This window comes from Schaedlerella arabinosiphila (assembly GCF_003885045.1).
Classification (GTDB): Bacteria; Bacillota; Clostridia; order Lachnospirales; family Lachnospiraceae; genus Schaedlerella; species Schaedlerella arabinosiphila.
In genome coordinates this window covers 2685660-2707150 of record NZ_RHJS01000002.1, presented here as the reverse complement: position 1 = coordinate 2707150, position 21491 = coordinate 2685660, and the positions used below count along the sequence as shown (strand labels likewise).

16 protein-coding genes are annotated in these 21491 nt (G+C 46.6%); all 16 read left to right on the top strand.

Going from position 1 to position 21491, the window contains the following annotated elements:
- Positions 1-18 precede the first annotated feature (18 nt).
- A complete protein-coding gene (locus EBB54_RS13135; protein ID WP_162307130.1) occupies positions 19-1734 on the top strand; it encodes a hypothetical protein in 1716 nt (571 codons plus the stop codon).
- A gap of 335 nt (positions 1735-2069) precedes the next feature.
- Complete coding sequence (locus EBB54_RS13130; RefSeq protein WP_125127735.1) at positions 2070-2687, top strand: hypothetical protein; 618 nt, start codon at positions 2070-2072, stop codon at positions 2685-2687.
- A complete protein-coding gene (locus EBB54_RS13125) occupies positions 2657-3772 on the top strand; it encodes a hypothetical protein (protein WP_125127734.1) in 1116 nt (371 codons plus the stop codon). The genes EBB54_RS13130 and EBB54_RS13125 overlap by 31 nt, the downstream gene beginning before the upstream one ends.
- A complete protein-coding gene (locus EBB54_RS13120) occupies positions 3754-4800 on the top strand; it encodes an ATP-binding protein (RefSeq protein ID WP_125127733.1) in 1047 nt (348 codons plus the stop codon). Before EBB54_RS13125 ends, EBB54_RS13120 begins: the two co-directional genes overlap by 19 nt.
- Positions 4801-5206: 406 nt before the next feature.
- A complete protein-coding gene (locus tag EBB54_RS13110; RefSeq protein WP_125127731.1) occupies positions 5207-6382 on the top strand; it encodes a site-specific integrase in 1176 nt (391 codons plus the stop codon).
- The gene (locus EBB54_RS13105; protein ID WP_125127730.1) at positions 6382-7704 is read left to right on the top strand and encodes a tyrosine-type recombinase/integrase; all 1323 of its coding nucleotides are present in this window, start codon (positions 6382-6384) and stop codon (positions 7702-7704) included. The genes EBB54_RS13110 and EBB54_RS13105 overlap by 1 nt, the downstream gene beginning before the upstream one ends.
- Before the next feature lie 319 nt (positions 7705-8023).
- Complete coding sequence (gene uvrB, locus EBB54_RS13100) at positions 8024-10021, top strand: excinuclease ABC subunit UvrB (protein WP_193554358.1); 1998 nt, start codon at positions 8024-8026, stop codon at positions 10019-10021.
- A gap of 74 nt (positions 10022-10095) precedes the next feature.
- Positions 10096-12942, top strand: a complete 2847-nt coding sequence (gene uvrA, locus EBB54_RS13095) for an excinuclease ABC subunit UvrA (RefSeq protein ID WP_004073906.1) — start codon at positions 10096-10098, stop codon at positions 12940-12942.
- Between the two features lie 344 nt (positions 12943-13286).
- Positions 13287-14276 (top strand): rod shape-determining protein, encoded by a 990-nt coding sequence (mreB, locus tag EBB54_RS13090; protein ID WP_004073908.1) that lies wholly within the window; start codon positions 13287-13289, stop codon positions 14274-14276.
- Between the two features lie 175 nt (positions 14277-14451).
- On the top strand, positions 14452-16662 hold the full coding sequence (gene recD2 / locus EBB54_RS13085; protein WP_125127729.1) for an SF1B family DNA helicase RecD2: 2211 nt from the start codon (positions 14452-14454) through the stop codon (positions 16660-16662).
- Between the two features lie 5 nt (positions 16663-16667).
- Positions 16668-17357 carry a ComF family protein gene (locus EBB54_RS13080; protein WP_125127728.1) on the top strand — a complete coding sequence of 230 codons (690 nt, stop codon included), beginning with the start codon at positions 16668-16670 and terminating at the stop codon, positions 17355-17357.
- A gap of 91 nt (positions 17358-17448) precedes the next feature.
- Positions 17449-17850 carry a hypothetical protein gene (locus tag EBB54_RS13075; RefSeq protein ID WP_004073914.1) on the top strand — a complete coding sequence of 134 codons (402 nt, stop codon included), beginning with the start codon at positions 17449-17451 and terminating at the stop codon, positions 17848-17850.
- Positions 17847-18938, top strand: coding sequence for a hypothetical protein (locus tag EBB54_RS13070; protein WP_125127727.1), 1092 nt, complete (start codon positions 17847-17849; stop codon positions 18936-18938). The genes EBB54_RS13075 and EBB54_RS13070 overlap by 4 nt, the downstream gene beginning before the upstream one ends.
- Positions 18939-19002: 64 nt before the next feature.
- Positions 19003-19872 (top strand): diadenylate cyclase CdaA, encoded by an 870-nt coding sequence (gene cdaA, locus EBB54_RS13065; RefSeq protein ID WP_125127726.1) that lies wholly within the window; start codon positions 19003-19005, stop codon positions 19870-19872.
- On the top strand, positions 19862-21124 hold the full coding sequence (locus EBB54_RS13060; protein WP_125127725.1) for a CdaR family protein: 1263 nt from the start codon (positions 19862-19864) through the stop codon (positions 21122-21124). Before cdaA ends, EBB54_RS13060 begins: the two co-directional genes overlap by 11 nt.
- Before the next feature lie 15 nt (positions 21125-21139).
- A complete protein-coding gene (locus tag EBB54_RS13055) occupies positions 21140-21415 on the top strand; it encodes an HPr family phosphocarrier protein (RefSeq protein ID WP_125130782.1) in 276 nt (91 codons plus the stop codon).
- Positions 21416-21491 lie beyond the last annotated feature (76 nt).

The window sequence follows — 21491 nt, the reverse complement described above, 5'->3', positions numbered from 1 at the left end:
AGAAGGAGAGGAATGGATATGGAAAAAAACTCTTGTACAAAAGAGGGGCTTTTTATTACAGAACTTACAGATGAATTTTTTGAAAAATGTATGAGTGAAAATAAAGAACTTGAATCATTTATTATGAAATTATCAGATAAAGTTAAAATGTTACTAAAGCAGGAAAACAGTGGGATTTGGCATTGTATATTTGAAATATTGATTAAGGAACTGTTCCCGAAAGGCTTTAAGGGGTGGCATGAATGTAATTCAGACAATGTTTGTCTGTCAGAACCGGAAAGAGTATTAAGAAAACTGATATTGGAATTTTATGATGATCCTTTTATTATAACTTACGATATCGCTCAAACAATAACATATAATTTATATCGGCTAGGTAAAAAAGAAACATATAATATGGATGATGAAGAGGATATAGAATATTTAATTAATGATGAAAATATAAATGAACTGTTATATATTGGCAGAAAAAAATATGGAAGGGATAAAAATATTGCGGATGATTTGATTGAAGATTTAGAGAAACTTTGGAAAAATAGCACAGAACAAGAACCACCCGTCTATTTTCCAATGAAAATAGACGGAAAACGTATTACTTTGGAACTTGACTTTTTGCCTTTAAATGTACTGTTTATTGGAAACGAACAATTTAGGAATTATATCTGCGATCAAGGAAAGAGCAGGAAGTACTTTGAAATGTTAATGGAGCAGATACAGATATTAAATGATAAGGACACAGCTCCATTGCAATATGTATGGGAAAAATCAACTAATTTTAATACTGTTAATGCGATGGCAAAGTTTTTAATAACGTTAATAAATGAGGAAAAGAAAAAACATAAGATTTCTAATAATGAAATAGAGGCTATTGTGAAAAGAGTTATTTCCTGCGAATTGTTTTATGCAATTAGATTTATGCCAAATGTATTAACAAAACTGTTGGTAATTAAAACGGTTTTTAATTATATAGGGGAATATCTTATTTCCTTAAATTTCAATCCTAGAAGAAGTAAAGGAGAATTGGAAAATTTAGATTATTTGATTGCTATTTCATCAGATGAGTTTGTATGGTTTTTAAGTGGGCTTAATAATCGCTATAAACGATTACAGGAACATTTACTACCCCTAGCAACTATTTTGCGTTGGCATATAGATAAGAAAAGTAAGGAAAAGTGGATTTCTGAATTAGAAAAAGAGTATTCTATGGATTTATTCGAAACATTATATCTTTCTTTAAACCTAAATGATGATTTGCAAATCAGAACTCCATGGAAGGAGCATAAACAAGAAGAGATAGATTTAAACAATAAAGAATATAGGTGTTTGGTTATGGAATACGGACATCCGACTACAGATTACCAAAAGATATCCAATTATATTAAGTTCAAAAAAAAATGTGAATTGCTGAACAAATTTAAGGATAAAAAATATAGTGGAAATAGTGAAGAATTAGCAGAAGAACTTTATGAAGAAGAATGGGGTACTATAGATGGATGCTTAGAAAAAATAAAAGAAGGGGAAAATGATGAGAGATTTATACAATGGGATGATTTATCCGAAAATATAAATAGAAATATTAAATATTGCTTGCTGTCAGATTACAAAAATATTATATTTGAAAATACAGAAATAGAGGATGATGAATTATTTAAAACGATAATGAATTGTTTATTAAGCTATTCTTCTTTTGATTTACATGAACCAGATATTACAACTAGAAAATATGAACTTTGATTTTATGAAAAACAGGAATGTTATAGATATAGAAAAACCACCCCGTGGCTCGGTTGATGCTACGAGGTGGTTTTTATTGTAAAAAAATTTATTATACCATATAAAATATATAATAGCAATATTGATAAAAAAATAACGAAGAAATTTATGAAATATTCAAATTTTTTAATATGTGATAAAATGTTCAACATCCAATGCGCAGAGGAAAAAAATCAGAGTGTGCCCGGATTTTTGATAAAAGGTCGGGAATTTTTTTTGAAATATGAATGAGATTATCAAGATTTGTTTTGAAAAATTGTGAAAGATCAAAAAATCCGGGCGCAGAAGGGAGAAATATGAACGAGATATTGAACATGCAAAAAAATAATTTGAATAGTTTATATCAAAAGGAGGTAATTAAGAACCAAGCTGCGATTGAAAAGGAATTTCAAATGAATGAGATAAAGGATGCGTATGCTCAAAGAAGGGAAGTTAGACATGAATTTCAACGAGCAGCACGGAAGGCTCAGTATGATGAAATCACAATATTGAGGAGCGGAGAATTAAGAGTGGATACAAGAAATTCGTGGGCAAACATACCAGGACGACCGGTGGCAAATTTCAAATTTCTGGGAAATTTTCCTCTGGTAAGTTCAGACGGTGATAATGGATTAACTGTATTTTTACTGGAAATTGCAGGTGCTGAAAAAAATATTTATTTAAATAATGCAAGGGTCGGAATTGGTGACTATCTTCTGAAAAAAATCACATCTTGCGGTGGAGTGATTTTTGCAAATTCGAGAAATGCACAAATTGAATTGCTGAGAAAAATTTGGGTTTCAGTCCATCCGATACACACAGATCCTGTAATAATTCCTACACATTTTGGCTGGGTAGAATTTGGAAAAAATGAGTTTAAATTTGTAAAAAGGGGGACAAGATTATGGAAAGAATATGTGGAAATGGCGAAATAGGATGGATGACGTTGACAGTATATGGAAGTTCATTCCTACGGGTTTTGCTAAAAAATTATGGGTATGAACTAGAGGATGGTCTAATTTTAGTGGCGGATAATGAGAAGATGTCCAGGAGATTTATTACCCAATATTGTGCCAAAATGAATGGAAATGGAGTCTATGTCGAAAAGGCAAAAGATGCAAAATTTATTGAAAATTTTCAGGCCGGTTTTATGATTATGCAGAAAGGATTAAAGGAGGAAAATGTTGACAATTTTATGTTTCAAAAATCTTTTTTACCGATTCTTATGGTTGGTGGAATACTTCCAGAGTCTCTCAAATCCGATAGGTACATTTTTCGGCTAAAAGAGAAAGATGTGGACGAGATTTATGATGAAAAAATGATTTCAAAAATTGTGGAATTTACAGATTATATTATCGAGAATGTGAAAGAAGTTTGTGCTGTTTTAGAAAAAAATAGCAGCAGCATTTTCTTGACGGAATATAAAGGAAATGAAAAAATAATTTTTTCTGTTTTGGCCGGAATTGGAGCAATTTATGCAGCCTATTTGCGGAAAAAATATCCTGAGCGTTATGTGGTAGATTTCCTGGTAAAGTACATTGATGAAACAAAAAAACGTTTGCAAGATATTTCAGAATTTGCAAGTGGTATGGAACTTCTTGAAATACTTTCATCGTTGGTTTGGGGAAATTTGTATGATAACGAAGATATTTTTGTGGCGGATATTGAGAAAATTAATATTGCTATATATGACGCATTGAGGGAAAATTCAGCGGTACTTTTCGATGAAAAATTTTACTATTTTCCGCCTAAGTTATTAATAAATATATGCCAGCCTCTTCTTGAAACTGCTTCCGAACCCGAACTAAAAAGGCGGTTGCGAGATGAAGGAATCATTTATTGCAACAGTGCCGATTATACGGTCAAAAAGGAGATTGTAAACGTATATGGAGCGAAAGAAAGACCACGTTTCATATTGGTTAAAAAGGAAGCATTGTTATCGCTGGATAACCTTATGTTAGAGGATGTTTTTGCAATAAGAAATGAAGGAGAAAAAGAAGGATGTATAGAAGTTATGTAGGTCAAATTTTAGGAGAAAAAGATGTTTTTATAAGGAAAGATTCGCCGAATCAGCATATCATAATTACGGGAATTAGCGGTTCCGGAAAATCAGTTCGTATTGCAGATTTGGAAAGTAATATCATTGAACAAGGAGGGACTATATTAGCCTTTGATATGGATGGGACGCATTTGGAAATTAGCCATGATATCTGCCATTTCATATCTGCACAAGAGGACGGATTGGAGATTAAATTGCTTGATACGACCTTGGTGGAAGCGAAAAAGGAGACAACAATAAATTTGGTACAATATATCATGGAGACAATCTGTCCGAGGGAAATGCACGGTGCGGTACAGCTTGGTATAGTCCGAAAAGCCATCCAGTTTGCAATCCATAATCGCGATAGATATGTATCGGATATGGAGGCCATTTTAGATGGTTTGAAAGAGCAAGATGGCCCTGCGGCAGTAGGGGCGTACAACCACTTATGTCCGATTTTAGAAAGCAATATTTTTCGGTATAGTACAAAAAAAATTGAAGCAAATAAAATAAATATAATATCGCTTCAAGGGATTAATCCAAAAACGCAGAAGCGTGTAGTCGAAATCATGCTTAGTATACTGTGGAGAAAAATGCGGATAGAGGGAACTGCAAAACAGAGATTCACGTTGGTGTTGGATGAATTTCAAAATTTTGATTTTCAGCAGGGAACAATATTGTTCCAAATGTTGACAGAAATCCGAAAATATGGAGTACAGTTAATTCTGTCAACACAAACTTTATCTATTTTTAACAAAAGGCAACTGGCCGTGATTAATCAGGCTGCGACGAAACTATTTTTTGCGCATGATGTAACTGATGCCAAAAAAATGGCCGGCTTAATCGAGACTAAGAATAAAGAAAAATGGACTGACGAACTTTCGCATTTGAAGGTTGGAAAAGCGGTTACTGTTGGAAGTTTGGAGATTGCAGGACGTCCTGTTAATCATCCGATTATCACGAGTTCGCATTATGGAGAAATGGGAAATTTGATGTTAAAAATATAAAAATTGCTGGGTCATTAAATTTGCAATCTGTACAAACACACTCTGCGATTACACTCATGAACTTTAAAGTTTGCTGTAGTGCTGAATGGAAATCGTTGCAATAAAGGTGGTAATTTGCAGATTTTAATGTTCATGGGCATAGCATGAAAAATTAATTTTATTAGGAGGAAATAAAAAGTGGAAAGACAAGTGTATATGGCATCAGACATTCAAAGGGCATTGGGACTTGGCAAGACGAAGACCTATGATTTCCTAAATCAGGTATACAAGCAACAGGGAGGAAATCCGCCATTTCGAGTGATTAAGGTAGGGAGTTCCGTTAGAGTGCATAAGCAGTCGTTTGACAACTGGTTGAATACAGCCGCAAATTAAAAATATCGAAAATTGAAGAGAGGAGGTAAGCCTGATGGCAAATAAGAAAAGTGTTGCTTTTTTCGAAGCCGGTAGTTGGTATCATCGCACTAAGTTGTTGCAGAAAGATGGCACTACAAAATATTCTAAAAAGGGTGGATTTGCAACAGCCAAAGAAGCGGAAGAAAGTTATTATAAATGTGTAGACATATACAAAAAAGAATATCGGGCTTACCATTTTTCTTCTTCTACAGATTTTGATTTAAAGGAATATCTGATTTATTGGCTGGAAGAAATCTATAGTGCGAGAATTGAAAATACGACAAGAATGCTTGCTTCTTATGTAGTGCATGATCTACTTATCCCAAATATGAATCAGGGAATGAAACTGCGTTATGTGAACGTGGAGTATTTGAACGCATTATTGGAAACGGTTTCAAAAGTTTGTGAATCTGCTGGAAATAAAGGGAGAGAAATTTTGAACATTGCCCTGAAAGATGCAGTGGCACAGGGATACTTGCATCGTAACCCTGTGCCGGATACAAAACCTTACATGAGACGGAAATCGAAAATTATTGTACTCAGCAAAGAGCGGATGAAGTTCTTTCTGGAAAGAGCATCGGAAAATAACTGGTATTTGGAAATACTATTAGGTTTGTTCATGGGATTGCGGAAAGGTGAAATCAGTGGATTGAAATTTAGTGACTTTGATGCAGAAAACAGGACAGTGAGAATTTCAAGACAGGTAACGGCTAATCCGATTGTGTTAAACGGAGATTTCAAAATAACGAAGTATCAGCTTGTGGAGAAAGCTCCGAAAACAGAAAACAGTTATCGGACGCTTCGTGTACCAGTGGCTATTATGGATGAGGTGCTGGAAAGAAAACGGCAGAATGATTTACGGAAGGAGCAGCTTGGCAGGAAGTATATAGACAATGACTATATTTCCTGCGCTGTAAATGGCCTGCCACATTCAGCGTCAGCATTCAATAATGCGTTATCGAAGCTGTGCAGCAGAAATGGGCTGCCGCATTTGACAGTACATAGTTTGCGGCATATGTATGCAACGATCCTTACGGAGCAGGGTGTTCCGCTTATGAAGGTCAGCGCCCTTCTGGGTCATAGCAGTATTCATACGACTTTTGAATATTACTGTGAAGTTATGGATGAACAGGAGAGAATCATAAGTTTTATGAATGATTCATTTGTACCGGAAGGAGGAGAGAAATAATGTTTAACATGAAGTTACAGAATTATATTGACTGGGATGTGAAACCGGTATTTAAAAGAAATGACCGTAACAAATTTGCTTATCGTGTCGTCCTGCAGTTTATGGACGGCACGAAGCATACAAGAATGTATTCTGGATTTGGAACGAAGAAGGAAGCGGAAAATGCAAGAAAAATTACAATAAGGGAGCTTGCCGGTGGAACATATGTAGTCAATGACAGTGTGAAAGTAAGAGACTTTTTGAGCTACTGGCTTGAGTATGACATCAGAAAAAGGGTGCAGAGCAGCAATACCTATGACTCCTATTCCAGTATCGTCCGTCATCACATTATTCCGGCAATCGGGAACAAGAAATTGACAGAGGTAAATAAGGGAGACATCCAAAGGCTGTATAAAGACCGTGCCGGATATTCAAAATCTATTGTGAGGCAGGTTAAAACGGTAATGAATGTCTCTTTTCATTTTGCAGTAAGCTGTAAACTGATTCCTGTGAATCCGGCAGAAGGAATCGATCTGCCAAAAACAGTGGATTCAAAACCTTACCATACGAGAAATATTGATGTAGCAAAAACTTTGAATATGGAGCAGATTCTTTTGCTTCTTGAAGCAAGTAAAAATACGCCGATTCATATGCAGGTGCTTTTCAATGTATTGATGGGCTTGCGGCGGCAGGAAATCAATGCGGTAAAGTATTCAGATGTGGATTATATTAACCGTACATTGACGGTAGAAAGACAGCTTGGAAAGGAATTGGACAGAGTTCCAAACAGCAGGAAGGAGAGTATGACGAAGAAGGAACTGCCGCTGAAAACGCCATCCAGCAAGAGAGTATTGCCTATACCTGATTATGTATTTGAAGCGATTTTGGAAGAGAGAAAGAAGTATGAGAAGTACAAAAGCCGCAGACGTACTATTTTTCAGGATAATAGCTATATTTGCTGCTCCAGCTACAGCGGTAAACCAAGATCAAAAGATTTTCATTGGCGGCATTACAAAGAACTTTTGAAGAAAACGGGATTACCTGATATTCGCTGGCATGATTTACGCAGCACTTATTGTACGCTGTTATTGAGCAAGGATTTCAATCCGAAAGCGGTATCGAAACTGATGGGTCATGCCAAAGAACTTATCACAATGGATGTGTATGCAGATAATGCTAATATCATTCCAGAAGAAATACCTGAGCTGCTTTCTTATATGAATGAGGTTATGCCGAATAAATCCAGTCATAAAGATGCTGAGAGAAATGTACAGGATATATTGATTGATGTGGATGGATATTTGCCTGAAAAGGAAACAGGGGCAGAAAAAAGCTCGGATTAATTTAAATTATGGAAAGGAAACAAATACAAAATAAAAAGAACAAATGTTTGTTTTTATGTGGACAAATGAGAGGCGGCATGTTATAATAAGAAACCGTATCGCTTATTATTACCTTAACGGGTGATGGCATAGTATGATCAATCTTGGTTTTACTTCTCGATTTGTCCGCAGCAGTTTGTTGCTTTCGTATAGTTCGGAAAATTGAGTTTAGTAACCAAAATTCGTCGAAGGGGTATTTTTCAGAAAACGGACTATGTGCCTCGACGAATTTCTGGCGAAATGTCGAACTTTTTTACTATAGATTTAGGAGGTGGTATTTGTGCAGACTGCACAAAATATATTCAAGCTTCACAGTGAATACCAACCCACAGGGGACCAGCCGCAGGCCATAGAAGCCCTTGTGAAAGGCTTCAAGGAAGGCAACCAATTCCAGACTTTACTAGGGGTCACGGGTTCCGGAAAGACATTTACCATGGCAAATGTCATACAGCAGTTAGGGAAACCTACTTTAGTAATAGCGCACAATAAGACACTTGCTGCCCAACTGTACGGCGAGTTCAAGGAATATTTCCCGGAGAACGCGGTGGAGTATTTTGTGTCCTACTACGACTACTACCAGCCCGAAGCCTACGTCCCTTCTTCGGACACCTACATCGCCAAAGATTCCGCCATCAACGACGAGATCGACAAGCTCCGTCTCTCCGCCACCATGGCCCTTGCCGAGCGGCGCGATGTGGTTATTGTTGCCAGCGTGTCCTGTATCTACGGCCTGGGAAGCCCGGTAGACTACCAGAACATGGTGATCTCCCTGCGTCCCGGCATGACAAAGGAGCGGGACGAGCTGATGGCGAAGCTGATCGAGATCCAATACGACCGCAACGACATGGATTTCCACCGCGGAACCTTCCGGGTCCGGGGGGATGTGCTGGAGGTGATTCCTGCTTATGAGTCGGACACTGCCGTCCGGGTGGAATTTTTCGGGGACGAGATCGACCGGATCACGGAGATTGACATCCTGACCGGGGAGATCCGGGATGAACTAAAGCATGTAGCTATCTTCCCAGCATCCCACTATGTAGTCGATAAGGACAATATTAAGCGCGCCGTGCAGGATATAGAAAAAGAACTGGAAGAGCGTGTCAAGGAATTTAAGCGTCAGGACAAGCTTCTGGAGGCGCAGCGGATCGCGGAGCGGACCAACTTCGATATCGAGATGCTCAAGGAGACCGGGTTCTGCTCCGGGATCGAGAACTATTCCCGGCATCTGGCAGGGCTGGCCCCGGGACAGGCGCCCTACACGCTGATCGACTATTTTCCCGATGATTTTATCATCATGATTGATGAGTCCCACAAGACGGTGCCGCAGATCGGCGGGATGTACAATGGGGATCAGTCCAGAAAATCGACGCTGGTAGACTATGGATTCCGTCTGCCCTCAGCAAAGGACAACCGCCCCTTGAACTTTGAAGAATTTGAAAGTAAAATAAACCAGATGCTTTTCGTTTCCGCCACTCCGGGCGTCTATGAAGAAGAGCATGAGCTTCTCCGCGCCGAGCAGGTCTTAAGGCCCACAGGGCTTTTAGATCCGGAGGTGGAGGTGCGTCCGGTGGAGGGCCAGATCGACGACCTGATCAGCGAAGTGAACAAAGAAGTGGCAAAGAAAAACAAAGTGCTGGTGACCACGCTGACCAAGCGGATGGCCGAGGACCTGACGGATTATATGCGGGAGGTAGGCATCCGGGTCAAGTATCTGCATTCCGATGTGGATACCCTGGAGCGGACGGAGATCATCCGGGATATGCGTCTGGACGTCTTTGACGTACTGGTGGGGATCAACCTGCTTCGTGAAGGGTTGGACATTCCGGAGATCACGCTGGTGGCCATTCTGGATGCAGACAAAGAAGGCTTCCTGCGTTCGGGCACCTCCCTGATCCAGACCATCGGCCGTGCGGCCCGCAATTCCGAAGGACATGTGATCATGTATGCGGATAAGATGACCGACTCTATGCAGATGGCCATTGACGAGACCATGCGCCGCCGGGAGATCCAGATGGCATACAACCAGGAACATGGGATCACACCGCAGACGATTCAGAAAGCGGTACGCGACCTGATCAGCATTTCTCAGAAGGTAGATACAGGGGAAATGCTGATGGAGAAGGATGTGGAGTCCATGAGCCGGGAAGAACTGGAGAAGACGGTGGAAAAGGTCACGAAGAAGATGAAGAAAGCAGCGGCGGAACTGAACTTCGAGGCGGCGGCCGAGCTGCGTGACCAGTTGGTGGAGCTGAAAAAAGCGCTCAATGATATGGAATGATGACCGGTGCAGCATACAGGTCCGTGGTCCGTTGTTTGAAAAATTTATGATTGAGAAAAGACAGGAGACACGATATGGGAGTTAAGATAGATGCCAGAAAGTATATCAAGATACGCGGTGCAAATGAAAACAATCTGAAAAATATTGACGTGGACATCCCAAGGAATGAGCTGGTGGTTCTGACCGGGCTGAGCGGTTCGGGCAAGTCCTCTCTTGCCTTTGACACCATCTACGCGGAAGGACAGCGCAGATATATGGAATCGCTGTCTTCCTATGCCCGCCAGTTCCTGGGCCAGATGGAGAAGCCGGATGTGGAGAGCATCGAGGGACTGTCCCCGGCTATTTCCATTGACCAGAAGTCCACCAACCACAACCCACGTTCCACCGTAGGGACGGTGACGGAGATTTACGACTATTTCCGTCTGCTCTATGCACGGGTGGGGATTCCCCACTGTCCGAAGTGCGGGAAGGAGATCAAAAAGCAGTCTGTGGACGAGATGACAGATCAGGTCATGTCCATGCCGGAAGGCAGCAAGATCCAGCTACTCGCGCCGGTTGTCCGGGGACGGAAAGGGACCCACGCCAAGCTGCTGGAGCGGGCCAAGCGGAGCGGATATGTGCGGGTGAGGGTGGACGGCAACCTGTATGAATTATCTGAAGAGATCGTGCTGGATAAAAATATCAAACACAATATTGAGATCATTGTGGATCGTCTGATCGTAAAGCCCGGCATTGAAAAACGGCTGGCAGATTCCATTGAAAGCGTGCTGAGTCTGGCGGAGGGACTTCTGGTCGTGGATGTGATCGGCGGGGAACCCATGAATTTCAGCCAGAGCTTTTCCTGCCCGGACTGCGGGATCAGTATTGAGGAGATCGAACCACGGAGTTTTTCGTTCAACAACCCCTTCGGGGCCTGTCCGTCCTGCTTCGGGCTGGGCTATAAAATGGAATTTTCGGAAGAACTGATGATCCCGAACCCATCGCTGAGTATCAGTGAGGGCGCCATTGCGGTGCTGGGATGGCAGTCCTGTTCGGACAAAGGCAGCTTTACCAATGCGATCCTGACAGCCCTCTGCGAGGAGTATGGATTTGACCTGGATACACCGTTTGAGGAATATCCCAAGAAGATCCATGATATCCTGGTTTACGGGACCAACGGAAAATCTGTCAAAGTCTACTACAAAGGCCAGCGTGGGGAAGGCGTGTACGATGTGGTCTTTGAGGGATTGATCCGGAGCGTGGAGCGGCGTTACCGGGAGACCCATTCGGAGTCTTCCAAGGCAGAATATGAGACCTTCATGAATATCACCCCCTGTTCCGAATGCAAAGGACAGCGGCTCAAGCAAGGCTCTCTGGCGGTGACGGTGGGAGACAAAAATATTGCGGAGGTCACGGCGTTTTCCATCGACAGGCTCCAGGAATTTCTGCAGAATCTGAAGCTGACCAGGACCCAGGAAATGATCGGGAACCAGATCCTCAAGGAGATCCGGGCCAGGATTCGGTTTTTGATGGACGTAGGGCTGGATTATCTGACCCTGTCCCGGGCCACCGGATCACTCTCCGGCGGGGAAGCGCAGCGGATACGTCTGGCCACTCAGATCGGTTCCGGACTGGTGGGCGTGGCCTATATTCTGGACGAGCCCAGCATCGGCCTGCATCAGCGGGACAATGACAAGCTGCTGGCAACGCTGAAACGCCTCCGGGATCTGGGCAATTCCCTGATCGTGGTGGAGCATGACGAGGACACCATGCTGGCTGCGGACTGTGTAGTGGACATCGGCCCCGGCGCAGGCGAGCACGGCGGCCAGGTGATTGCCGTCGGGACGGCTCAGGAGATCATGGCCTGCGAAAAATCCATAACCGGAGATTACCTCAGCGGCAGAACGAAGATCCCGGTGCCAGAAATGCGGAAGCAGCCCTCCGGGTATTTAAAGGTGATAGGGGCACAGGAAAACAATCTGAAGAATATCAACGTCAACTTTCCTCTGGGAGTGATGACCTGCGTCACCGGTGTGTCCGGTTCAGGCAAAAGCTCCCTGGTGAACGAGATCCTGTATAAAAAGCTTGCCAAGGAGCTGAACCGGGCCAGGACGATCCCGGGAAAACACCGCCGGATCGAAGGGCTGGATCAGGTGGACAAGGTCATCAGCATTGACCAGTCTCCCATCGGGAGGACGCCCAGATCCAACCCCGCCACCTACACGGGCGTCTTTGACCTGATCCGGGATCTGTTTGCGGCCACGGCGGATGCCAAGGCGAGAGGCTACAAAAAGGGCCGGTTCAGTTTCAATGTAAAAGGCGGAAGGTGCGAGGCCTGCTCCGGAGACGGGATCATCAAGATCGAGATGCATTTCCTGCCGGATGTGTACGTGCCCTGCGAGGTCTGCGGCGGCAGGCGGTACAACCGGGAGACGCTGGAAGTGAAGTACAAGGGCAAGAGCATCTATGACGTCCTGGATATGACGGTGGAAGAAGCCGTGAAGTTTTTTGAAAACGTACCCAGCATCAGCCGGAAGATGCAGACTCTCTATGACGTGGGCTTGTCCTATATCAGGCTGGGCCAGCCCTCCACGGAGCTGTCCGGCGGGGAGGCGCAGCGGATCAAGCTGGCGTCGGAGCTGAGCAAGCGCAGCACCGGAAGGACGGTATACATTCTGGATGAACCCACCACGGGTCTGCACTTTGCAGATGTGCACAAGCTGACCGAGATCCTGCGCAGGCTGGCGGACGACGGCAACACGGTGATCGTCATTGAGCACAATCTGGACGTGATCAAGACGGCGGATTATATTATTGATATCGGGCCGGAAGGCGGAGACAAAGGCGGCACCGTGGTGACGGCCGGAACTCCGGAGGAAGTGGCAGAAAATGAAAAATCCTACACGGGGAAGTATATTGCCGCGATGCTTAACAAAAAATAATAGAAACAGATTTGGCCGAAAACAGGATTTTCCGAATTTTTTCTTAAAATATAAAAAAGGGCTTTCCAATTTGGTGAAAATTGATTATACTAATGAATGTCCGCATCTGTGGAGGCGCAGAGACGCGCCGGAAAGGATGCGTTGCAGTTCGCGTCCGGTCAGGCCGTGAACTGTAACATCAGATAAACAGACTATAAAAATGCTGCGTATGAGGGAGACTGCCGCAGAACAAAAGGATGCAGGGGCCGGTGGGACCTGTCCTTTCGGACCGGCAGGAAAGTACGAAGGAAGAGAAGTGATAAGGGCATCTCTTAAGAGAAGGATTTTTAGAAGGGAGAGTTTATATGTCTGTTGATATCGGAATAGATCTGGGGACAGCCAGTGTTCTTGTTTATTTGAGGGGAAAAGGGGTCATATTGAAGGAACCCTCAGTTGTAGCGTTTGACAGGGATACCAATGTGATTAAGGCGATCGGCGAGGAAGCAAGGCTGATGCTGGGCAGGACCCCGGGGAATATCATTGCGGTCCGCCCCCTGCGGCAGGGAGTGATCTCGGATTATACCGTCACGGAGAAGATGATTAAGTACTTCGTGCAGAAGGCGGTGGGCAGGCGGATGTTTAAGAAGCCGAGGATCAGTATCTGCGTGCCCAGCGGCGTAACTGAGGTGGAGAAAAAAGCAGTAGAGGAAGCTACATTTGCGGCAGGGGCAAGAGAGGTGCACCTCATCGAAGAGCCGGTGGCCGCGGCCATCGGCGCGGGGATTGATATTTCCAAACCCTGCGGGAATATGATCGTGGACGTGGGCGGAGGAACTTCGGATATTGCCGTGATCTCTCTCGGCGGCGCGGTCGTGAACACCTCCATCAAGCTGGCAGGGGATGATTTTGACGAGGCCATCGTAAGATATATGCGCAAAAAACACAACCTCCTGATCGGGGATATGACAGCAGAGGACATTAAGATCAAGATCGGGACGACCTATCCGCTGGTCGAGGAAGAGCGGCTGGAGGTACGGGGAAGGAACCTGGTGACAGGGCTTCCGAAGACCGTTACGGTGACTTCCACGGAGACGGAGGAAGCGCTCCGGGAGACTACCAGCCAGATTGTGGAGGCGGTTATCGCTGTGTTGGAGCAGACTCCGCCGGAGCTTTCCGCCGATATACTGGATCGGGGGATTGTGCTTACAGGCGGCGGTTCCATGCTGCGCGGCCTGGAAGAGCTGATCGAGGAGCGGACCGGGATTCACACCATGACGGCAGAGGACCCGATGAAGGTAGTTGCCATTGGCACAGGTCAGTTTGTAGAGTTTATGAGCGGAAGAAAAGATTTTTAAAGTCCGTTTGGAAACGCTTTCAGCCGACGCATTTGCATGAGCGGCGTGTTTTGCCGGATTTCAGGGAAAAAGACAGGTTTCAGGGGATGCCTGTCTTTTTGGAGTGACCGCCATACTATGGAGATACTCTCAGGTATCTTTCGGCGTATGAAGAGAAGCAAAAGAGGAGGACGCTTTGGAGACAGTAACAGGATATGTAGAGCATGTCGTGTATCGTAATGACGAAAATGGATATACCGTATTCAACCTGGAAAGCGACGACGGAGAAGTGACCTGTGTGGGAAGCTTTCATTATATAACAGAAGGAGAACTCCTGGAGCTGGAAGGGGAATATGTAAACCACAGCGTATACGGCACGCAGTTGAAAGTGCTTTCTCATAAAGTCAAGGAGCCGGAAGATCTGGTATCCATTGAACGATATCTTGGCTCCGGCGCGGTCAAGGGAATCGGCGCAGCCCTTGCAGGGCGTATCGTGCGCAGGTTTAAAGAGGACACGTTCCGGATCATGGAGGAGGAGCCTGAGCGTCTGGCAGAGATCAAGGGGATCAGCAAACGGAAGGCCCAGGAAATTGCGGTGCAGGTGGAAGAAAAAAGGGACATGCGCAAGGCAATGCTCTTTCTGCAGAAATACGGGATTTCCACCGCGCTGGGGGTTAAGATCTATGAATATTATGGTTCCAAGCTGTACGAGGTGCTTCAGGAAAACCCATACCAGCTGGCAGACAACATTTCCGGCGTAGGGTTTAAGACGGCGGATGAGATCGCCTCCAGAATCGGAATCCATGCAGATTCGGATTTCCGCATCCGCAGCGGCCTGGTCTATGTGCTGCAGCAGGCGGCCGGGGAAGGGCATATTTACCTGCCCCAGGAGGTGCTTGCTTCCCGTGCAGAACAGCTTTTGGGAGTACAGCTTCCCGAGATTGAGAAGTACATCATGGATCTCTGCATTGACCGGAGGACTGTGCGGAAAGAGGAAAACGGGGAGATCCGCATCTATCCGTCCCATTACTATTATCTGGAGCTGAACACGGCTCGCATGCTCCATGATCTGGACATTGACTGCGAGATGCCCGAGGAAATGATGGAGCAGCGGCTTCGAAAGGTGGAGGAGCGGGAGCAGCTCAAGCTGGATGCCATGCAGCACCGCGCGGTGGTGGAGTCGATCCGGCACGGTCTCCTGGTGCTGACCGGAGGCCCGGGCACCGGAAAGACCACAACCATCAATACCATGATCCGTTTTTTTGAAAGCGAGGGCATGAGTATTTTGCTGGCCGCGCCTACAGGCCGGGCCGCGAAGCGCATGACAGAGGCTACCGGATATAAGTCCCAGACGATCCACCGGCTGCTGGAAGTCAGCGGCAGCCCGGAGGAAGAAGGAAGTGTGAGCGGCTTTCAGCGCAACCGGGATCATCCGCTGGAAACCGATATTCTGATCATCGACGAGATGTCCATGGTAGACCTTTCCCTGATGCATGCCCTTCTCTCGGCGGTGATGCCGGGCACCCGCCTGATCCTGGTGGGGGACGTGAACCAGCTTCCTTCCGTAGGGCCGGGGAGTGTATTGAAGGACATCATTTTGTCAGAATGCTTTCCTGTGGTGACGCTGACCAGGATTTTCCGCCAGGCGGGAGAGAGCGACATTGTAGTCAATGCGCATAAGATCAACGCGGGAGAGCCGGTGGTTCTGGACAATCAGAGCCGGGATTTCTTTTTCCTGAGAAGACAGGAGGCGGATGTGATCATCGGCGTGGTCATTACCCTGATTCAGAAAAAGCTTCCCAGGTATGTGGATGCCCCTCCCAGTGAGATTCAGGTGATGACCCCGACACGAAAAGGGCTTCTGGGGGTAGAACGCTTGAATACCGTACTGCAGCGATATCTGAATCCGCCGGAACCGGGAAAGGAAGAGAAGGAGATCAACGGACGGATCTTCCGAAAAGGGGACAAGGTCATGCAGATCAAGAACAATTATCAACTGGCCTGGGAGGTGCGCACAAAGTACGGGGTGGCCGTAGACCAGGGGATGGGCGTGTTTAACGGAGACATGGGCTGCATCACGGAAGTGAACCTATATGACGAAACACTGGAAGTCGAATATGACGAGCACCGGAAGGTGACGTATCCCTTCGAATCCACGGAAGAACTGGAGCTGGCCTATGCCATCACCGTACATAAATCTCAGGGAAGCGAGTACCCCGCGGTCATTCTGCCGCTGCTTTCCGGCCCCAGACTTTTGTATAACCGCAACCTGCTCTATACGGCCGTGACCAGGGCGAAAAAATGTCTGACAATTGTAGGGAGTGAAAGCGTATTTCAGGAAATGATCAGAAACAAAAGCGAACAAAACAGATATACAAGCCTGGCAGAGCGCATACAGGAATTTTAAAGCTGCTGGATCTGCTTTACCCGCCGGTCTGCCCGTTCTGCGGGGAGGTGCAGAAACCGGGGAAAGGAATTTGTGATTCCTGCAGAGAGAAACTTCCTATTATAAATGAGCCGCGCTGCATGAGGTGCGGAAAACCGGTCAGGTACGAAGAACAGGAGTACTGCCGCGATTGTGCAGGGCGTGACTATGCCTACGATCAGGGAAGGAGCCTTTGGCTGCATGTCCCTCCCGTGACCCAGGCGATCTATCAGTTTAAGTTCCACAACAAGCGGTATTATGCGGATATATTTGCCGGGGAAATGGCGCGCCGGTATGGGGGCTGGATTCGCGCGCGTGAGATCGGGGAGATCCTCCCGGTGCCCCTCCATCCGTCCCGCCTCAGAGCCCGGGGCTTCAACCAGGCATGCCTGCTGGCGGAAGGGCTTTCCAGGGAACTGCAGATCCCGGTGGGAAAGAATGTGGTATACCGGATTCGTAAGACCAGGCCCCAGAGACTTTTGGACGACAGGGGGCGCGAACGGAATTTAAAGCAGGCATTCGGCGTCTCCGCACAGTGGAAGGCGCCCCGGAACGTGCTGATTATAGATGATATTTATACCACGGGCAGCACGATCCACAGAATTTCGAAAGTGCTGAAAAAGGCAGGAGCGCAAAAAGTTTATTTTTTAACTATAAGCATTGGACAAGGGCTCTGACTATATGCTATACTAAAACTGACGGCTATTAATCTTACACCCGAAGGGACATGATGGGATGCCCCTGGGTTTACATTTCTGGAGGAAGCGTATGCTGGATGTAAAACGAATCAGACTGATGGCAAGGATGGCCCAGTATGAGAAGAATGACATCAGAAAAGATATGAAGATCAGCACCTATTACAAAAAGGACTATGCCAGTCTGAATACGCTGATCACGGTTCTGTGGATGACGGTAGGCTACGGGATACTGGCGGCTCTGCTTGCAGTTTGCTACATGGACGAACTGCTGGAGAACCTGACCATTTCCAAGATTACTTTTCTGGGAGGGGCTGCGGTGGGCGGATATGTACTGATGCTGATCCTCTATGTGGTCGGTGCAAGCGTGTTTTACAGGGGACGGCACAACCGGGCGAAGCAGCGCGTCAAAAAGTACTATAGAGATCTATCCCGGCTGGGTAAGATGGAAGTGAAGGAGAAAAAGAAAGTATGAGCACATTACTTGTCTGGAGAGAGCAATTGCAGATATTCTACGCAAAGTATTCCATATTTATCAGAATCGGGCTTCAGTTCGCTCTGGGGTTTTTGGTATTTAACCAGATCAATTCCAACATCGGGTTCATGAAAGCGGCATCCAAGACGCCGTGTACGCTGGGATTGTCCGCGGTCTGTGCCTTTTTGCCGCTGATTGTCATGGTTATGGCTGCAACAGCGCTGGTGCTGCTGCATTTCTATACATTGTCTCTGCCGGTTGCCATCGTGGCGGCGCTGCTGTTCCTGCTGATGTACATTTTTTACTTCCGGTTTTCCACCGGAAAGTCATGGCTGGTTCTTCTGATGGCCTGCTCCATGGCAATGAACATTCCCTTTGTGCTGCCCATTGCGGTAGGGCTTCTCGGGACGCCGGCATGTGCGGTTCCTGTGGCGTGCGGCACATTTTCCTACTATCTGATCCATCTGGTAAAAGGCTCCTCGAGTACCTTTAAGTCAGGGGACGGAGTGGAACTGGTGGAGACGCTGATCAGCTTTACGAAGCAGTCCCTGATGAACCAGGAGATGTGGATCATGATTGCGGCAGTTGCGATCTGCATTCTGTTTGTGTATTCCATACGTACCCGTTCCGTGGATCACGCGTGGAAGATCGCGTCCGCGGCCGGTGCGGTAATGGCGGTAGTGCTCTGTACGGCCGGCAATGTAGCGCTGAATCTGCATATCTCCCTGTCTCCCCTGGTGATCAGCGGAGTGATCGGGGTGCTGGTTGGGCTCCTGCTGGAGGTGGTGTTCCTTTCCGTGGACTACGCCAGGACAGAATATCTGGAGTTTGAAGACGATGAATACCATTACTACGTGAAAGCAGTCCCGAAGATCGGCGTTACGGTTCCTCAGAAAAGTGTGAAGCATATCAATGAACGGCAGAATACGGGAAATGAAGGCGGTAAAAAAAACTGGGTTGACAACAACACCCAGGCGCCTCCGTCCTATGGGACAGGTTATCTGGACAGGCCGAAGAGCGCGGATGAGATCCTGCTGGAGCGAAGCCTGAACAAAGAACTTGGACTGGACGGCAAAGGCAAAAAATAACAGAGTAGGACAGTAAGGTCTTCGGGTACATACATCCGTTTTGCCCGGAGTGGGAGGTGAGCTGATGCAGCAAGAGATAAAACAGATTCTTCACAAATTAATCGGCGATCCGTATATTCCCGAGCTCCGTATTACAGATATTGTGGAGATCCTGATCATTGCGGTGATTGTGTATGAGATCATGCTGTGGATCAAGAACACGAAAGCATGGATGCTGCTGAGAGGACTGCTGATGCTGGGGCTGTTCATCCTGGTGGCCTATGTGTTTCGGATGCACGCGATCCTGTATCTGGCAAGAGAATCCATCGGTATCCTGGCATTCGCGGCGCTGGTCGTATTCCAGCCGGAGCTGCGGCGGGCATTGGAGAAGCTGGGAGAAAAAAATCTGTTCAGCAGTTTTTACCTGTTTGACAGAGGCAGGGAGAACCTGCGTTTTTCAGACAGGACCAGGGAAGCGCTGGTGGATGCATGCTTCAGTATGGGAAGCGTCAAGACAGGCGCCCTGATCGTGGTGGAGCGCGCCATCCATCTGACGGAGTACGAGATGACGGGCATCGAGCTGGACTGCAAGGTCTCGGAGCAGGTAATTCTGAATATTTTTGAGCATAATACACCGCTTCACGACGGGGCTGTGATCATCCGCGGTGACAGGATCACGTCGGCCACCTGCTACCTGCCGCTGTCAGACAATATGCAGATCAGCAAATCATTGGGGACGAGGCACCGCGCTGCTCTTGGCATGAGCGAGGTCAGCGACGCGCTCATTCTGGTGGTGTCAGAGGAGACTGGTTTCGTGTCCATGGCCATGGACGGTCAGCTTGTGCGCAATGTGACTCCGGAGTATCTGAGGGAAAAGCTGGGGCAGATCCAGAATCGTCTTTCCGACGGAAAGAAATTTACAATACGGAAAGGACGGCAGAGAAATGAAGTTTAAAATAACCCGGAACTTAGGCCTGAAAATAGCAGCTTTGATTTTTTCCGTATTTTTCTGGATCATTGTGATCAATATCAACGATCCTGTGGACAATGTGACTTATGCCAATATTCCGGTTGAGTTCATCAACGGCGAGGTGGTTACGAATAAGGGCAAGACCTATGATCTGGTAGGGGAGCAGCAGCCAGTGCGGGTGACCGTATCAGGAAAGCGCTCTGTCCTTTCCAAAGTCCGCAGCAGCAACATCGTGGCAACTGCGGATCTGAGCCAGATGGAGGTAAACACGTATCTGGTGCCGATTAGTGCGGAGGTGCGCGGGCTGGAAGGAGAAAACGTGACTACACAGGTCTCTCCCGGAAACCTGGAGGTTAAGATTGAGGCTACGGACAAGCATACGTTCCCGATTTCTGTCAACACAAGCAACATCACCACCAGAAACGGATACGCCATAGGCGAAGTGTCTGTGAATCCGGAAATGATCTCTATCTCCGGGGCGGAATCGACGATTCGGAATATTCATCGGGTGGTGGCCAAGGTGGATGCAGCAAACGGCCTTTCCGAGAGCACGACTCTGAGTGCGGAGCTGGTGCTGCACGACGGCAACGACAATGTTATGGACCAGAGCCAGCTGACGAACAACCTGGGAGAACGGGGGCTCAGTGTCAACGTGCAGATTCTCCGGGAAAAGACGGTTCCCTTACGGATCAACGGCGTATCGGGAAATCCGGCGGAAGGCTATATTTACAACGGCTGCACGACAGAACCGTCGCGGATCGTGATCTGCGGCACCAAGGAGGCGCTGGATGAGGTAAGCGCAATCGAGATCCCGGATTCGGCGGTCAGCATCGAAGGAAAGCAGGCCAGAGAGGAAGTAACGGTGGATGTCCTGCCCTATCTTCCGGAGGGGATCAGCCTGTCGGCAAATGCCTCCAATAATGTTGTAGTAACCGTTATAATAGAACAGGAAGGAAGAAAGACAATTGAGCTCCCGGTGGGGGCGATCCAGATCAATAACCTGAAAGAAGACTTAAAGCTGTCCTTTGAGTCTGACCTGGACATTGAACTGCAGTTTACAGGGACAGAGGAGGCTTTGGAAGTGCTGGATGTCCGCTATGCCGCCTCCATTGATCTGAAGAACTATAAAACAGCCGGAACTTATGAAGTGACAGTAAATATCGAGACTCCCTCCGGTGTGGAATTAATGAAAAACCCGACTGTCAAGATTATTCTGACAGAAAAAGACGGGGGATAGGATGTGCGATTGGATATGGTAAGAGAAAGCGTGATTATTAAAAATCCCACCGGCCTTCATCTGAGACCGGCGGGGCTGTTCTGCAAGACGGCAATGCAGTTTGGCTGCAAGATCACCATTGAGAAGGCAGCCAGGCCGGGTATGGTTTCTGCCAATGCGAAAAGCGTGCTCAGCGTCCTTGGGGCATGCATCAAGAGCGGGGATGAGATTACCATAGTTTGTGACGGCGAGGACGAAGATGACGCGTTAAAAGAGATGGTTCAGATCGTGAAGGACGGACTCGGCGAGTAATGAAGGAACAGGATTGTCACGGGATGGAGCAGCAGTCAGACCGTGGCATTACTATGTTAATGTGTACAGGAGGAAT

Excerpts from the sequence above, each read along its gene's own strand:
- EBB54_RS13135 (WP_162307130.1), top strand. The coding sequence starts at position 19 with ATGGAAAAAAACTCTTGTACAAAAGAGGGGCTTTTTATTACAGAACTT.
- EBB54_RS13130 (WP_125127735.1), top strand. The coding sequence starts at position 2,070 with ATGAACGAGATATTGAACATGCAAAAAAATAATTTGAATAGTTTATAT.
- EBB54_RS13125 (WP_125127734.1), top strand. The coding sequence starts at position 2,657 with ATGGAAAGAATATGTGGAAATGGCGAAATAGGATGGATGACGTTGACA.
- EBB54_RS13120 (WP_125127733.1), top strand. The coding sequence starts at position 3,754 with ATGTATAGAAGTTATGTAGGTCAAATTTTAGGAGAAAAAGATGTTTTT.
- EBB54_RS13110 (WP_125127731.1), top strand. The coding sequence starts at position 5,207 with ATGGCAAATAAGAAAAGTGTTGCTTTTTTCGAAGCCGGTAGTTGGTAT.
- EBB54_RS13105 (WP_125127730.1), top strand. The coding sequence starts at position 6,382 with ATGTTTAACATGAAGTTACAGAATTATATTGACTGGGATGTGAAACCG.
- uvrA (WP_004073906.1), top strand. The coding sequence starts at position 10,096 with ATGGGAGTTAAGATAGATGCCAGAAAGTATATCAAGATACGCGGTGCA.
- mreB (WP_004073908.1), top strand. The coding sequence starts at position 13,287 with ATGTCTGTTGATATCGGAATAGATCTGGGGACAGCCAGTGTTCTTGTT.
- EBB54_RS13075 (WP_004073914.1), top strand. The coding sequence starts at position 17,449 with ATGCTGGATGTAAAACGAATCAGACTGATGGCAAGGATGGCCCAGTAT.
- EBB54_RS13070 (WP_125127727.1), top strand. The coding sequence starts at position 17,847 with ATGAGCACATTACTTGTCTGGAGAGAGCAATTGCAGATATTCTACGCA.
- cdaA (WP_125127726.1), top strand. The coding sequence starts at position 19,003 with ATGCAGCAAGAGATAAAACAGATTCTTCACAAATTAATCGGCGATCCG.
- EBB54_RS13060 (WP_125127725.1), top strand. The coding sequence starts at position 19,862 with ATGAAGTTTAAAATAACCCGGAACTTAGGCCTGAAAATAGCAGCTTTG.
- EBB54_RS13055 (WP_125130782.1), top strand. The coding sequence starts at position 21,140 with ATGGTAAGAGAAAGCGTGATTATTAAAAATCCCACCGGCCTTCATCTG.